Origin of the sequence: Aeromonas sp. LsrichE-8G, assembly GCF_022869435.1 — a bacterium.
Taxonomy (GTDB): Bacteria; Pseudomonadota; Gammaproteobacteria; order Enterobacterales; family Aeromonadaceae; genus Aeromonas; species Aeromonas caviae.
On record NZ_JALIHH010000213.1, the window covers coordinates 1 to 14,795 of the forward strand.

Consider the following 14,795-nt stretch of genomic DNA (forward strand, 5'->3'; position numbering starts at 1 on the left):
TCCTTGCCTGCCACCTCATAGGTCACTGCGCGAACTTGCCAGTGTGTCGGCAACGCCGGGTTTTTCTTGCGAGCCTGAGGCGAGACCGTCATTTGCAACAGACGGTCACCGTCGCCATAGCGCTCAAGTTCCGTGTATACCAGCCCGTTGCGTTCCGGGATGAGCCAGTGACGGTCGGTGTCTTCGGCCTGAATACGCAGCAACAGGTCGGCACCGAAGAAGCCTTTATCCAGCAGGGTCACTGACTTGTCCGGCAATGAGTGAATGAACTCGCTGGCCAGGGGGATTTCCCCTTTGCGGTACGGGCTGATGGCCGCGTTGGCAATGACATGCGAGCGGACATTCATGAGCGTGACCAACCGCAGCATCGGGTAGGGTGTCTGCCGGTTGGTTGAGGTGTTACCCGAGCCGAAATGTGCTCTGAGTTCAGGCATATCCTGGGTTCGGAACAGGGCCCCATCGATGGCAAAGACCTGTAAACCGTGCCAATGGTCTTCAGGATAACGTTCCCGCCCCCACACATCGGCGCACTGTTTGAACAGCCACTCGAGCGGCTGTTTGCCGAGTCGCTGACGAGCCTGAGACAGGGCACTGTCCGCGAGCAAGGCATCATTGGCCAACCCTTCTGCACAGATGTTGAGGCGCCGAGCGACCTCGGAGATAGGCTCATTGCGGAAAAAGGCCATCCCCACGACGAGCCACAAGACCATATCAGAAGGTAAGCGGCGTCGGCGGATAGTGGCCTTTTCAGACAAGGCGGCAGCGGCAGTAATCCATTCGTCGGGAATATGGTCGGCAAAAATGGCCAGCCGAGCCAGCATGTCGCCAGATGCCTCAACAACATCGTTCAGATCGTTTGCAATAGACATAAAAAAATCCGGAACCAGTGATTGGTTCCGGATTGTCCTACAGCAGAAGGATCGGTCAATGGATCCTTAACTGATCAGCATTGCCGCCTGAGCGGGGCTTGCGGGCTTAGCCCTTGAGCACTGCGGCCATGGCGTCGGCCACGTAGTCGACGTTGCGGCTGTTGAGGCCCGCCACGCACATGCGACCGGAGCGCACCAGGTAGACGGCGAACTCTTCCCGAAGGCGGTCCACCTGCTCCGGCGTGAAGCCGGTGTAGCTGAACATGCCGCGCTGGTTGATGAAGTAGCCAAAATCGCGGCCCGGCACCTTGGCACTCAGCACCTCGAACAGCTTCTGGCGCATGGCCTTGATGCGGGTGCGCATCTCGGTCACCTCACCGACCCACATGGCATGCAGTTCGGGCTGGCTCATCACCGCCGCGGTGATCTGGCCGCCGTGGGTGGGGGGGCTGGAGTAGTTGCGGCGTACGGTGGCCTTCATCTGGCCCAGCACCCGGCTCGCCTCTTCGGCATCCTGGCAGATGACCGACAGGCCGCCGCAGCGCTCGCCGTAGAAGGAGAGGTTCTTGGAGAAGGAGTTGCTGACGAAGAAGCTGACGCCGGCGGCCACCATGGCACGAATGGCGTAGGCATCCTCTTCCAGCCCGTCACCGAAGCCCTGATAGGCGATGTCCATGAAGGGGATCAGGTTCTTCTCGACCACCAGGGCGATCACCTGGTCCCACTGGGCACGGGAGAGATCCACCCCGGTCGGGTTGTGGCAGCAGGGGTGCAGCAGCACGATGCTTTTCGCAGGCAGGCTGCTCAGGCAGTCGATCATGGCGTCGAACTGCACGCCGCCGGTGGCCGCATCGTAATAGGGGTAGTCGTGCACCTTGATACCGGCCCCCTCGAACATCGCCTTGTGGTTGTCCCAGGTGGGATTGCTGACCCACACCTCGGAGGTCGGGAAGTAGCGCTTGAGCAGATCGGCGCCGATCTTCAGCGCGCCGGAGCCGCCGATGGTCTGGATGGTGGCGATGCGACCCGCCTTGACCGCTTCGTGCTCGGCGCCAAACAGCAGGTGCTGCACCGCAGTGCGGTAGTTGGCGGCGCCTTCCATCGGCTGGTAGGGGCGCGGGGCCGGGGCGGCGGCGCGCTGCGCTTCGGCCTGCTGCACCGACGGCAGCAGCGGAATGCGGCCCTGCTCGTCGTAATAGAGGCCAATCCCCAGGTTCACCTTCTGCTCGCGGGTATCTTTATGGAAGGTCTCGACTAGCGTCAGTATGGGGTCGCCAGCATAGGCATCGACGTGTTCAAACATGGGGGGTCCTTGAAGTTGACTGTCCAATTCGGCCGGCCATCAGCCGGGCCGATATGATGGCGCAATCCAGAGGTGGCCTCAAGTTGTTCGAGATGGCGACAGGGCTGACAAAGTCTGTCGCAGTGGTAAGCGCGGGGCCCTTGTCAGGATCCTGCATCCCGTCTGCACGTTCCTCCCATTTTGTCAGAGAAGGCTGCCTTATCGGGATCGTTTGGATAATATATGGATACATACGGCCCCTCTCATTCCCCTTACACCCATCCGGGGGAGTCAGGTTCAGCGCCACCTGAGACAAATTAATAGTTGCATAATAGTCAGGCTATTCTTTTGACAACCATTGCAGTGTGCCCGGCCCCTTCGGGGGGCCCACGATAACAGGTGACTCATCGCCGATGACCCGACACGTTTCTGATGCCGATTCTCCCTGGCTGGACTGGCATGGCCTGGGTGGCTGGAATGTCTATTTTCTTGCCAAGTTCGCCCTGCTCTGGGGGGATATCTCAACTTCGACCCCCTGATCAACCTGGTGTTTGCCGCCTTCCTGATCTTTCCCCTGCCAAGGGTCGGGTGGCGCCGTGCGCGGCACTGGCTGGCGTTGCCGGTGGGGGCGGGGATCTTCTATCACGATACCTGGTTGCCGGGGATAGAGAGCATTCGTGCCCAGGGCAGCCAGGTCTTCTCCTTCACCCTGGATTACTGGGCGGAGTTGCTCGGGCGTTTCATCAATTGGGAGATGGTCGGCGCGGGGTTCGTGCTGCTGACACTCTATCTGTTCATCGCCCAGTGGCTGCGCTTCACCCCCTGGATCCTGCTGGCGCTGCTCTGGCTCTGGGTCTCGCCCCAGGTGAGCAATCCCTTCGCGAGCAGCAAGGGGGCGAGCGAGCATGCCCTGAACACGTCCCGGGAGGAGACCCGCTCTTCAGTGCTGCCCATGGAGGAGCAGCTTGACCAGAGTGCCCCGCCGACCAACGAGAACCTCAACGCCTATCTCGATGACTTCTATCGGGAGGAGCAGGAGAGACTGGCGCACTTCACGGAGAGCCTGCCAGCCCAGGCGACCCCCTTCGATGTGCTCATCATCAATGTCTGCTCCCTGGCCTGGCGTGACGTGGAGGCGAGCGGCCTGAGCGGGCATCCGGTCTGGTCCCACTTCGACATTCGCTTCAACCGCTTCAACTCCGCCACCTCCTACAGCGGCCCGAGCTCCATTCGCCTGCTGCGGGCCAGTTGCGGGCAGACCAGCCACCAGGGACTCTATGTGACGGCGCCGAAGCAATGCCTGCTGTTCGAGAACCTGGCCCAGCTCGGCTTTGCCAAACAGGTGGCCATGGATCACTCGGGGGATTTTGGCAACTACCTGACCGGCCTGCAGCAGTATGCCGGGCTGGATGTGACTCCCATGGACAAGAAGGGGTTGGCCCATGACCTCGCCTCCTTCGATGGCGAGCCCATCTATCGCGGGGATGCCCTGTTCGGCCGTTGGCTGAACGAGCGGACACAGAGTCAGGCGGCACGCAACGTCACCTTCTTCAACCTCATCGCCCTGCACGATGGCAACCGCTATGTGGCGAGCCGCCAGATAGCGCCCTACAAGGCGAGGCTCAAGACCCTGCTGGATCAGCTGGACGACTTCATGACGACGCTGGAGCAATCCGGCCGCAAGGTGGCCGTGGTGATGGTGCCTGAGCACGGCGCCGCTCTCACCGGCGACAAGATGCAGATGGCCGGGCTGCGGGACATTCCCAGCCCGAGCATCACCCAGGTGCCGGTGGGGGTTGCCCTGCTCGGTACCAAGGCGCCCCACGAGGCGACCCGCAACGTGGACACCCCCAGCAGCTTCCTGGCGGTATCAGAACTGGTCTCCAGGCTGGTGGGGAAGGATGTGTTCGGGAGCGAGACCATCGATTGGGATGCCTTGCTGGGCGACCTGCCGCAGACCCCGCCGGTGTCCGAGAACCAGGGCTCGGTGGTGATCGAATATCAGGGCAAGTACCACATCAAGCTGGGGCAGGGGGACTGGGTCCCCTATCCCCAATGAGACCGGAAGTGACGATGCGCAGCGAACGGCAATCAGACATGCAGACCCCCTTCGGCGTCCCGGTGGAGGGCACGGTGATCAATGACGTGGCCATGGTCCAGCAGGCCTTTGGTGTCAGCCTCTCCTATCAGGATATTGCCGCCAGGGAGCGGCTCGCCGCCTTGTGCGCACGCTTCCCCCTGCTGGCGGAGGTGGCAGTGAAAGGGCCCGAGGGGACTGGCGAGGGGAGGTCTGCATGAAGGTGATCGCCCTGCAGGGGATCCGGGGAGGTGTGGGGACCACCGCCATCGTGGCCGGACTGGCCCAGGCTGCCCATGAGCAGGGGGCAAGGGTGCTGGCGGTGGATCTCTGCCCGGACAACCAGCTTGGCATCCACCTTGGCCTGCCCCATGACGATCCGGGAGGCTGGAGCCGGCTGACCCAGCCGGCGCGGGAGTGGCGAGGTGCGCTTCACCGCCGGGAGGAGGGACTGGATCTGCTCTCCCATGGCGGGGAGGAGGGGGCGTCGGCCGAGTGGCTGGCGGGGATCGATGGCTATGATCTGGTGCTGCTGGATCTGCCCCTGGGCATGGCCCCCGTCATCCCCTGCAGGCGCTTGCTGGTGGTCAATGCGGATGCCAACTGCCATGTGCGGCTTCACCGCCACCCCTGGGCGGCCGATGAGCGTCTGCTGGTGACCCAGTTCTCCAGCCAGCGGGCCCTGCAGCAGGGGCTGCTGGATCTCTGGCTGGCAGGGGGGCTCCCTCTGCTCAATCTTCATCTGCACAGGGACGAAGCCATGGCGGAGGCCATGGCCGCCAAGCTGCCGGTCGGCCGCTATGCCCCCACCAGTCTGGTTGCCCACGAGCTGGCCGCCCTGGCGACCTGGTGTCTGGCAGAGGGGGAGGCCCCCCGATGAGAGTGCGGCTGCTGACGCCGGCTGCGGGCCTCTGGTGCTCGCAGCGCTATCGCGCACTGCGTGAGCGGGGGGCTTCCCGCCCGGGGGCGGCCGCATTGACCCTGGGCTGGCTGCTGGCCTGGGCTCTCTTCCCCCTCGAGCGTCATGGCTGGCAATGGGTGCTGGGCCATGCCCGGGGGCTCTATCCCCAGCTGACGCACCCCCGGGTGGGGGATCCCCTGCGCGTTCTGTTGCAGAGCCTCTGGATGATAGTGCGTCGCCCACAGCCCATCCCTCTGCGCTGGCCTGCCTCCTGGCAGCGGATCTGGCATAGGGGCACTCAGGCTCTCGGGGGCTTCCTGGCCCGCCAGGAGGAGAAAGGGCTGGCCGCCGCCAGGGCCACGCCCCGCGAGGCGCGCTGGAAGAGCGTGCTGCTCTGCGTGGTGGCCGGGAGCCTCTCCCTGCTCTGCGTCACCCTGCCGTTCACCCTGCAGGCGCAACTGGTGTTCGTCCTCCTGCTGGCGGCCATGGCCTTCATCCTGCGGGCTGTGCCGGGCCGTTATCCCATGCTGATGATGATGGTGCTCTCCCTCACCATCTCCTGCCGCTACATCTGGTGGCGCTACACCTCGACCCTCGACTGGTTCGACCCCGTCAGCCTGGCCTGCGGCCTGCTGCTGCTGGCCGCCGAGACCTATGCCTGGCTGGTGCTGCTGCTCGGCTACTGGCAGACCGCATGGCCCCTGCACCGCCCCCCGGCACAACTGCCGGCGGATCCGGCCCAGTGGCCCAGCGTGGATCTGATGATCCCCACCTACAACGAGGATCTCGCCATCGTGAAGGGGACTGTCTACGCCGCCATGGGGCTCGACTGGCCCGCCGACAAGCTGACCATCTGGCTGCTTGACGACGGGGGCGGGCGGCGTTTCGCGATTTCGCCGAGGAGGCCGGGATCCGCTATGTGGCCCGGTCGACCCATGAGCACGCCAAGGCGGGCAACATCAATCACGCCCTCAAGATGGCCACCGGGGATCTGGTCGCCATCTTCGACTGTGACCACCTGCCGACCCGCTCCTTCCTGCAGATGACGGTGGGCTGGTTCTACCGGGATCCCCGTCTGGGCGTGGTCCAGACCCCCCACCACTTCTTCTCCGCCGATCCGTTCGAACACAACCTGCAACGGTTTCGCAAGATGCCGAACGAGGGGGCCCTCTTCTACGGCCTGGTGCAGGATGGCAACGATATGTGGGACGCCAGCTTCTTCTGCGGCTCTTGCGCCGTCATCAAGCGCACCGCCCTTGACGAGATCGGCGGCATCGCGGTGGAGACGGTCACCGAGGATGCCCACACCTCCCTGCGGCTGCACCGCCTCGGCTACACCTCGGCCTATATCCGGATCCCGCTGGCGGCGGGGCTGGCCACCGAAAGCCTCTCTGCCCACATCGGTCAGCGCATCCGGTGGGCGCGCGGCATGGTGCAGATCCTGCGTCTGGACAACCCCCTCTTCGGCAAGGGGCTCAAGCTGGGGCAGCGGCTTTGCTACTTCAATGCCATGCTGCACTTCCTCTCGGGCATACCGAGGCTCATCTTCCTGACGGCGCCGCTCGCCTTCCTTATCCTGCACGCCTACATCATCTATGCCCCGGCGGCGGCCATCGCCCTCTACATGTTGCCGCACATCTTCCACAGCGCCCTGACCAACTCCCGGTTGCAGGGCAAGGTCCGCCACTCCTTCTGGGGCGAGGTCTATGAGACGGTGCTGGCCTGGTACATCGCCAGGCCGACCACGGTGGCGCTCTTTGCACCCCACAAGGGGACGTTCAACGTGACCGCCAAGGGGGGTATGACGGAGGAGGTGTTCCTCGATCTGTCGGTCTCCCGCCCCTATCTGCTGCTGATCCTGCTCAATCTGTGCGGGCTGGGGTTCGGCCTCTGGCGCATCGGCACCGGCCCTGCCGACGAGGTGCCGACCCTGATCCTCAGCATGATCTGGACCCTCTACAACATGACCATACTGGGCGGCGCCCTGGCGGTGGCCTTCGAGTCGCGGCAGGTCCGTGCCAATCCCAGGGTGGAGATGGTGATGCCTGCGGCCATCAGGCTGGCGAACGGTCACCTCTACCCCTGTACTGTCAGGGATTACTCCAACGGGGGGGGCGGGGTGCTGCTCGAGGCGCCCCTGCCCCTGGCCGACAAGGAGAGGGTCTGGTTGCTGCTGCGCCATGACCAACGGGAGCAGGCGTTCGCCGCCAAGGTGCAGCGGGTGTTCGGCTGCAAGCTGGGACTGGAGCTGGAACCCATGGCGCAGGCACAGCATGTCGAGTTCATCCAGTGCACCTTCGCCCGGGCCGATACCTGGTCCCTGTGGCAGCAGCGTCTGGGCAAGGATCGCCCCCTCCACAGCCTGATCGACATTACCCTGCTCGGCTGGGGAGCTTACTGGCGTCTGGCCCGTACCTCACCCATCGGCTTTGTTTGTATCCTCCTCGAGAAGCTGGCTCGCTGGCTCCTCTCCTTCGTTCCCCGTCGCGTCTCCCCAGATTTCCGGGCTGGGACTCCGACCTCACAGACAGTGAAAGGATGATGAAACCACAACGCTACCTTATTCCTCTCCTGCTGATGGCGCAGAGTGCGACCGCCGCCGAGGCCGTCGGCCCCCTGCCGCCCGTTCCCGCTCCGGTGCGCACCCAGGGGATGAGCTTCGAACAGATGGCGTCATCGCCAGGCACCCTGTCCCTGCGCGGCAATGCGCCAGACGGACTGGCCGACTTCACCGTGCGGCGGGACGAGGTGGTGACCCGGGCCACCCTGGACCTGCACTTCACGCCATCGCCCTCCCTGCTGCCGCTCATCTCCCAGGTCAAGGTCTATCTCAATGACGAGCTGATGGGGGTGGCGGCTCTCAACCAGGATCAGATGGGGACGATGACCCATGCCAGCATCGAGCTGGATCCCCGCTATGCCAAGGATTTCAACCGCCTCAAGGTGAGCTTCGTTGGCCACTATCAGAAAGTGTGCGAGAACCCGGCGAGCGATACCCTCTGGCTCAACGTCAACCGGGACAGCAAGCTGACCCTGCAGTTGCAGACCCTGCCGGTGCGCAACGAGCTCTCCTTCTTCCCCATGCCGTTCCTCGACGTGCGGGACAATGGCAAGCTGACTCTGCCCATGGTGTTCACGGGCTCAGTGCCCCCGGAGCAGCAGCAGGCGGCGGCGGTGCTGGCCTCCTGGTTCGGCACCAAGGCCCAGTGGCGGGGCCAGCATTTCCCTGTGCTCATCAACCAGTTGCCGGATCGCAACGCAGTGATCTTTGCCACCAATGACGCGCGCCCCGATTTCCTGGTGGACTATCCCGAGGTGAAGGGGCCCACCATCGACATGATCAGCTCCCCCGACAACCCCTATGTGAAGCTGCTGCTGATCCTGGGGCGGGATCAGCAGGATCTGCTGACGGCGGTGCAGGGGCTGGCGCGAGGCGATGTCATGCTGCGTGGCCAGAGCGTCATGGTGGACGAGGTGAAGCCGCTCTCCCCGCGTCAACCCTACGACGCCCCGAACTGGGTGCGACTGGATCGCAAGATGCGCTTTGACGAGCTCACGGAGTACCCGGGCCAGTTGCAGGCAACGGGGCGCACGCTGTGGCCCATGAGCATGACGCTGCGCCTGCCGCCGGATCTCTATCTACTGGGGGAGAACGGCATCAGGACGGAGCTGAAGTATCACCACACCTCGCCCACCCTGCGCGACGGTTCCCGGCTGGATGTGGCGGTCAACGGCCAGCTCATGAAGTCGTTCACGCTCGAGCCCGGCGAGGTCAAGAGTGAGCGGTTGCTGACCCTGCCGCTCTGGTTTGCCGACGACGGCGACACCATGGCGCTGCGCATGCCCGGGCTCAAGACCACCCAGGCCAACAGCCTGAGCTTCTCGTTCGAGTATGCCCAGCAATACATGGGAGGGACGGAGGATGGCCGCTGCGATCTGGTGCTGCCCCCCGCCCATCAGGTGCGCATCGACGAGGGCTCCACCATCGACTTCAGCGGCTATCGCCACTTCATCGAGATGCCGAACCTCAAGGCGTTCGCCTATGCGGGCTTCCCCTTCAGCCGGATGGCGGATCTTGCCGACAGCCAGGTGGTCATGCCCGCCAGGGCGCACCCGGCGCAGATCACCACATTGCTCGATGCCGTCGGTGCCATCGGGGCTGAGACCGGGTATCCGGCGCTCTCCCTGCAGGTTCTGGACGACTGGGAGCGGGCGCGCACCGCCGATCTGGATACCCTGCTCATCGGCACCCTGCCCGAGGAGTTTCAGGGGGATCTGGCGCCAGACGCCCTGCTGCAGGCCACCCGCAGCTGGGTCAACGAGCCGACCCGCCAGCACAAGGGGGATCTGCTGCACACCATGGCCGATCGCCAGCCCCAGGCCAGGGTCGGCATGACGGGCAACCGCGCCATCGCCGTTATCCTGGGCCTGCAGTCGCCGACCCACGAGCAGCGCAGCCTGGTGGCCCTGCTGGCCGACGGTCCGGCCGGGGTCAGGCTGCTCAACGACACCCTGCAAAACGCCACCCTGCGCGGCCAGGTCGCGGGCTCGGTGGCCATCATCCGGGAATCCGGGGTGAAGAGCCTGGTGGTGGGGGATCGCTACGAGGTGGGCTACCTGCCCTGGTGGGAGCGAGTCTGGCAGCTGTTTGCCGAGTACCCGCTGCGCCTCGCCGGGCTGACGCTGCTCTGCATGCTGGTGCTGGGATGGGGCCTGCGGGTGCTGCTGGCCGGTGCCAGCCGTAGCCGCCTGAAGGAAGATTAAGAGATGACTCAGATGAAAAAAGCCTGTGGTGCCCTGCTGCTCTGGGCCCTTTGTACCCTGCCTGCCCTGGCGGCCTGTGACTGGCCGGCGTGGCAGCATTTTCGCCAGCACTACATCAGCGAAGAGGGCAGGGTCATCGACCCGGCCGACGGTCGGCGGATCACCACCTCCGAGGGCCAGAGCTACGGCCTCTTCTTCGCCCTGGTCAACAACGACAGGGAAACCTTCGCCCGCCTGCTCGACTGGACCGAGCGGCGGCTCGCCCGGGGGGATCTGACCGGCTTCCTGCCATCCTGGCTCTGGGGCAGGCAGCAGGACGGCAACTGGGGCGTGCTGGACGCGAACAGCGCGTCCGATTCGGATCTCTGGATAGCCTACAGCCTGCTGGAGGCAGGTCGCCTGTGGGACAACCACAGCTACTCTGCCCTCGGCACCCTGTTGCTGCGCCGCATCGCCCGGGAAGAGGTCGCCACGCTGCCGGGTCTCGGCCCCGTGTTGCTGCCCGGGGCGAAAGGCTATGAGGGGGAGGGACGCTGGACCCTCAACCCCAGTTATCTGCCCCCACAACTGCTGGCCAGATTCGCTTCCTTCAAGGGGCCCTGGGGCGAGATGCGGGCCCTCTTGCCCAAATTGTTGCAGGAGAGTGCGCCCCGTGGCTTTGCCCCGGACTGGGTGGACTGGCAGGCCGACAAGGGATGGCAGGTGACGGCGGACAAGGGCGACACCGGTGGCTATGACGCCATCCGTGTCTATCTCTGGCTCGGCATGCTGAGCGAGGAGGATCCCGCCAGGGCTTCCCTGGTGGCCCACTTTGCCCCCATGCTGGCGCAGCTGACCGAATCGGGTCATCTTCCCGAGCGGGTATCCAGCCAAAGTGGTCAGGTTCAGGGCAAAGGGCCGAGCGGCTTTGCCGCCGCCCTCCTGCCCCTGTCACGGGGCTTGCCGGCGCAGGTCACCTTGCGCAAGCAGGTCTCCGATCACGGGCTGGATGCGGATGCCTACTACGGCAGCGTGCTGACCCTGTTCGGCGCAGGCTGGGATCAGGGGCGTTATCGCTTTGCCGCCGACGGTACCCTGCAGCCGGATTGGAGCGAGTCATGTCAGGCAGAGTGACCCTGGCTTGCCTGCTCGCCTGCCTGATGAGCGGCAACCTGGCGCTGGGGGCCGTGCAGCCGGTGGACTGGCTGCTCGAGCAGGTCAGGATAGGGGAGGCCAGCGGGCGTGAGGATCTCGTCAGCAACAGCCTCTATTCCCTCTCCCTGGTGGAGCCCAATCACCCGGAGCTGCTGGCGGCCCAGGCGCGCCAGGCCCTGCGTCAGGGCAAGATCAGGGAGGCGAAGGCGCTGCTGGCCCGGCTCGGCAAGCTGGCGCCGGACTCCCCGATTTACCGCCAGGGCATGGCCAATCTCGCCCTGAGCGACTCGGCCCAGCGCCAGCAACTGCAACAGGCGCGGCTGCTGACCAATGCCGGCCGGCTGGAGGAGGCCGAGCGCCTCTATCGCTCCCTGTTCGTGGGGGATCTGCCCCCGAATCTCGACGTGGCGGTGGAATATGCCCTGCTGCAGATGCGCATGCCCGCCATGAAGGCGAAGGGCATGGCCTCGCTGGAGAGCCTGAACCGGCAATATCCGGGTGAGCCACGGGTGCGCAGCGGGCTGGCCCGCCACTACCTGGCCGACGGTCGGCGCCAGCAGGCCCTGGGGCTGCTGCGGGAGATGGCGAAGGATGACAACAGCCGCGGGGAGGCGGCGGAGATCTGGCTGGCGGACATCGAGGCCATGCCGGTCGGGCCCCGGAGCATCGACGAGTTGAAGCAATACATAGCCCTCTTCGGTACCGAGATGGAGACCGACAAGGCCGAGGCGCTGCTCGCCACCCAGGAGGCGCAGTGGGCCTCTCCGGCCTATCGCTCCCGACAGCTGGCACTGGCCCGTACCGCCAGCGGCGGAGCCTCCATCGCCGAGCTGCAGCGGGCCCTCGCCGCCAATCCCGGGGATCCCGACCTCATGGGGGCCCTGGGTCAGGCCTATTCCCGCCACGATCAGCGCGCGCTCGCCATCGCCCAGTTCGAGCGGGTGCTGGCACACCCTGAGGTGACCGACAAGGACAAATGGCGCAGCCTGCTGGCCACCAACCGCTACTGGCTGCTGGTGAGCCAGGGACGCAGCGCCCTGGAACGGGAGCAGTGGGATGAAGCGGCGACCCTGTACCGCCGTGCCATCGCCCAGGATGGGCGTGAGCCCGAAGCCTGGCTGGGGCTCGGAGACAGCGAGCGTGGCCGTCATCGCGATGCCGACGCGGAGTCCGCCTACCGCAAGGCGCTCGCCATGGGGAGCGCGCGGAAGCGGGCACTGGCCCGCCTGTTCGATCTCTACAAGGAGCAGGATCCGGCGCGTGCTCTGGCCCTGCTGGAGCAGCAGGGCACCCCCGGGATGCAGGCCGAAGGGCGGCGGCTCAAGGCCGGGCTGTTGCAGGAGGAGGCCGATCAGCTCGATCGGGCCGGCAAGGTGGCGGCGGCGCTGCGCCTTCGCGAGCAGGCACTCGCGCTGACCCCGGAAGAGGTATGGCTGGCCTATCGAGTGGCCGATACCCGGGCCCGCCTCGGGGAGGCTGGCAGCGGGGAGCGGCTCTTGCGGGAACGGCTGGCGGCGCACCCGCAGGATGCAACCCTGCGCTACGCCACCGCCCTCTATCTCTCGGGGCAGGACAAGACGGTGGAGGCGAGAGGGGTGCTGGCCGCCATCCCTAGGTCCGGCTGGACACAGGACATGGATGCGCTGGATCAGCGCCTCGCCCGTGACGAGGTGCTCGCCAGGGCGAGGGCGAGTCACGAGGCCGGGGATGATGAGGGGGCAGAACGCCTGCTTCAGCCGTTGCAGCCGGATGAAGAGGCGAGCCTGATGCTGGCGGAGTGGGCCACGGATCGGGGGGCCTATGCACTGGCGGAGCAGCGCTATCAGGAGGTGCTTGCCCGCACGCCGCAACAGCCCGAGGCCAGGCTCGGCATGGCCGAACTGGCCAGGGCCAGGGGCGATCTGGCAAAGGCCCGTCACTGGCTGCCCGCCTGGCCGGTCAGCCCGCTGCCCCCGGAGGGGGCCAACTACTACCGCCAGGTAGCCAATCTCTATCAGGCGCTGGGAGAGGGGGAGACGGCCCGCGCCATCTTCACCGCCTACGAACCCCTGGTGGCGATGCAACCAGCCTCCCAGCAGACGGCGCTGTTCTGGCGCGATGCCGCCCGCCAGCGCGTTGCCGAACATGATGTGGAAGGGGCTCTGGTGCGGGATCGCAAGGGGCTGGTGGCCGCAGGTCTGGCCCCCCGCGAGGATCTGGAGGGGGGCGAGCTGACCCGGCTGGCACGCAGTCAGGATGGGGAGGGGTGGCTGACATCCGGCCTGCGCAGCGATCTCGACAGGCATTACCGGCAGAGCCAGACCACCTTCTCCCTCGACAGCGATTACTGGGGCTCCAGCGGTACCGGGGGCTACTCGGATTTGCGGGCGCTGACCCAGATGGCGCAACTGGATACGCCGCTGGCCGGTGGTACCGCCTTCGGCCGCCTTGAACTGGTCGACATGGATGCCGGAGATCTGCCGGACTCCCCTTACCGGGCGCAGTTCGGTACCTGTGCGGCCAGGGACTGTAGCGGGGACGCGCACCAGCAGAACCGGGGCACCACCCTGGCGGCAGGCTGGCAGCGGGGGGCCTGGGCGTTCGATCTGGGGACCACGCCCCTCGGTTTCGAGGTGGTGGACTGGGTTGGTGGCGCCACCTTGACCGGTGACTGGCACACGCTGGGGTGGGGGATGACCCTCTCGCGTCGGCCCGTCAGCAGCTCGCTGCTCTCCTATGGGGGAACGGTGGATCCGGGCACGGGCATCAGCTGGGGCGGGGTGCGGGCGAACGGGGTCCGCCTCGATCTCAGCCGGGATCTGGGAGGGGCCGTCGGGTTCTGGGGCAGCGCCCAGCAGCACCTGCTGACCGGCAAGAACGTGCCCGACAACTGGCGCACCCGGCTCATGGGAGGGGGCTATTACAAGTTCGTCAACGAGACCCATCGCCGTGCCAGCGTGGGGCTCAGCACCATGCTGTGGCACTACCAGCAGGATCTGGGGGGCTATACCCTGGGGCAGGGGGGGTATTACAGCCCGCAGGGGTACTTCTCGCTCTCGGTGCCGGTGAGCTACCGGCAGCGAACCCCGGACTGGTCGTGGGAGCTGGGAGGCTCGGGATCCTGGTCCTACGCCCGTACCGACGACAGTCGCCGCTACCCGCTGGAAGGCTTGTTGCCAAGCGGTTTGCCAGACAGGAATGCGCCTGTGAAAGGGGGCAGTAGCAGTGGATTCGGCTACACCCTGAATGGCATGGTGGAACACAGGCTGACGGAACACTGGCGCATCGGTGGCCGGGTGGACATCCAGCAGGCGGATGACTATGCCCCCAGCCATGTCACCCTGTTCCTGCGCTACACCTTCAAGCCCTGGCAAGGGGATCTCGACATGCCGCCAAGGCCTCTCACTCCCTACGCGGACTTCGACTGACAGAGGCGCCCGTCATCACCGGGCGCCCTTATTTCAGATAGGAGCGCAGTACCCTCACCACCTGATCCAGATCCTCCAGCCGCTCGGCATGGGTCGCCTCCTCGGCGCCAAGATGCTCGCGCATGTGTCCCTCCAGCACCTCCAGCATCAGGCCGTTGACGGCGCCGCGGATGGCGGCGATCTGCTGCAGGATGGCGGCGCAGTCTGTTTCCTGTTCCAGAGCGCTCTCCAGGGCACCGGTCTGCCCCTTGATGCGCCTGACCCGTGCCAGCAGCTTCTTCTTGTCGTGAACCGTGTGTGACATCCAGGATCCTCTCGATCAATAAAACTATACTGGGGTATAGTATATAGCATCCTTGTT

The 14,795-nt window shown here is 65.6% G+C and carries 10 protein-coding genes and 1 pseudogene; 8 read left to right on the forward strand and 3 right to left on the reverse strand.

Going from position 1 to position 14,795, the window contains the following annotated elements:
- Both MUW49_RS18785 and MUW49_RS18790 read right to left on the reverse strand, forming a co-directional pair.
- Positions 1 to 869, reverse strand: a pseudogene (locus MUW49_RS18785) (IS4-like element ISAeme15 family transposase); the annotation flags it as partial.
- Positions 870 to 975: 106 nt separating this feature from the next.
- The gene (locus MUW49_RS18790) at positions 976 to 2,172 is read right to left on the reverse strand and encodes an amino acid aminotransferase (protein ID WP_109112889.1); all 1,197 of its coding nucleotides are present in this window, start codon (positions 2,170 to 2,172) and stop codon (positions 976 to 978) included.
- Positions 2,173 to 2,564: 392 nt separating this feature from the next.
- Between MUW49_RS18790 and MUW49_RS21980 the strand changes: the two genes are divergently transcribed.
- The 8 genes from MUW49_RS21980 to bcsC all read left to right on the forward strand — a co-directional run bounded on the left by MUW49_RS21980 (position 2,565) and on the right by bcsC (position 14,434).
- Positions 2,565 to 2,690, forward strand: coding sequence for a hypothetical protein (locus MUW49_RS21980; protein WP_258555889.1), 126 nt, complete (start codon positions 2,565 to 2,567; stop codon positions 2,688 to 2,690).
- An 8-nt stretch (positions 2,691 to 2,698) separates the two neighbouring features.
- Positions 2,699 to 4,210: a cellulose biosynthesis protein BcsG gene (bcsG, locus tag MUW49_RS18795; RefSeq protein WP_244813079.1), complete on the forward strand. Its 1,512-nt coding sequence runs from the start codon at positions 2,699 to 2,701 to the stop codon at positions 4,208 to 4,210.
- 14 nt (positions 4,211 to 4,224) lie between these two features.
- Positions 4,225 to 4,449, forward strand: a complete 225-nt coding sequence (gene bcsR / locus MUW49_RS18800; protein ID WP_010672842.1) for a cellulose biosynthesis protein BcsR — start codon at positions 4,225 to 4,227, stop codon at positions 4,447 to 4,449.
- A complete protein-coding gene (gene bcsQ / locus MUW49_RS18805; protein WP_104455264.1) occupies positions 4,446 to 5,108 on the forward strand; it encodes a cellulose biosynthesis protein BcsQ in 663 nt (220 codons plus the stop codon). The genes bcsR and bcsQ overlap by 4 nt, the downstream gene beginning before the upstream one ends.
- Before the next feature lie 940 nt (positions 5,109 to 6,048).
- A complete protein-coding gene (locus MUW49_RS18810; protein WP_244813080.1) occupies positions 6,049 to 7,671 on the forward strand; it encodes a glycosyltransferase family 2 protein in 1,623 nt (540 codons plus the stop codon).
- Positions 7,671 to 9,893: a cellulose biosynthesis cyclic di-GMP-binding regulatory protein BcsB gene (bcsB, locus tag MUW49_RS18815; protein ID WP_244813081.1), complete on the forward strand. Its 2,223-nt coding sequence runs from the start codon at positions 7,671 to 7,673 to the stop codon at positions 9,891 to 9,893. The genes MUW49_RS18810 and bcsB overlap by 1 nt, the downstream gene beginning before the upstream one ends.
- Positions 9,894 to 9,896: 3 nt before the next feature.
- On the forward strand, positions 9,897 to 11,006 hold the full coding sequence (bcsZ, locus tag MUW49_RS18820; protein ID WP_244813082.1) for a cellulose synthase complex periplasmic endoglucanase BcsZ: 1,110 nt from the start codon (positions 9,897 to 9,899) through the stop codon (positions 11,004 to 11,006).
- Positions 10,991 to 14,434 (forward strand): cellulose synthase complex outer membrane protein BcsC, encoded by a 3,444-nt coding sequence (gene bcsC / locus MUW49_RS18825; RefSeq protein WP_244813083.1) that lies wholly within the window; start codon positions 10,991 to 10,993, stop codon positions 14,432 to 14,434. The genes bcsZ and bcsC overlap by 16 nt, the downstream gene beginning before the upstream one ends.
- A gap of 28 nt (positions 14,435 to 14,462) precedes the next feature.
- On the opposite strand, the gene MUW49_RS18830 is transcribed toward bcsC, so the two are convergent.
- Positions 14,463 to 14,738: a metal/formaldehyde-sensitive transcriptional repressor gene (locus MUW49_RS18830; protein WP_041214512.1), complete on the reverse strand. Its 276-nt coding sequence runs from the start codon at positions 14,736 to 14,738 to the stop codon at positions 14,463 to 14,465.
- Positions 14,739 to 14,795 lie beyond the last annotated feature (57 nt).

What these genes read in the sequence shown, in the direction of transcription:
- MUW49_RS18790 (WP_109112889.1), bottom strand. Translation starts at nt 2,172, where the DNA reads ATGTTTGAACACGTCGATGCCTATGCTGGCGACCCCATACTGACGCTA.
- MUW49_RS21980 (WP_258555889.1), top strand. Translation starts at nt 2,565, where the DNA reads ATGACCCGACACGTTTCTGATGCCGATTCTCCCTGGCTGGACTGGCAT.
- bcsR (WP_010672842.1), top strand. Translation starts at nt 4,225, where the DNA reads ATGCGCAGCGAACGGCAATCAGACATGCAGACCCCCTTCGGCGTCCCG.
- bcsQ (WP_104455264.1), top strand. Translation starts at nt 4,446, where the DNA reads ATGAAGGTGATCGCCCTGCAGGGGATCCGGGGAGGTGTGGGGACCACC.
- bcsB (WP_244813081.1), top strand. Translation starts at nt 7,671, where the DNA reads ATGAAACCACAACGCTACCTTATTCCTCTCCTGCTGATGGCGCAGAGT.
- bcsZ (WP_244813082.1), top strand. Translation starts at nt 9,897, where the DNA reads ATGACTCAGATGAAAAAAGCCTGTGGTGCCCTGCTGCTCTGGGCCCTT.
- bcsC (WP_244813083.1), top strand. Translation starts at nt 10,991, where the DNA reads ATGTCAGGCAGAGTGACCCTGGCTTGCCTGCTCGCCTGCCTGATGAGC.
- MUW49_RS18830 (WP_041214512.1), bottom strand. Translation starts at nt 14,738, where the DNA reads ATGTCACACACGGTTCACGACAAGAAGAAGCTGCTGGCACGGGTCAGG.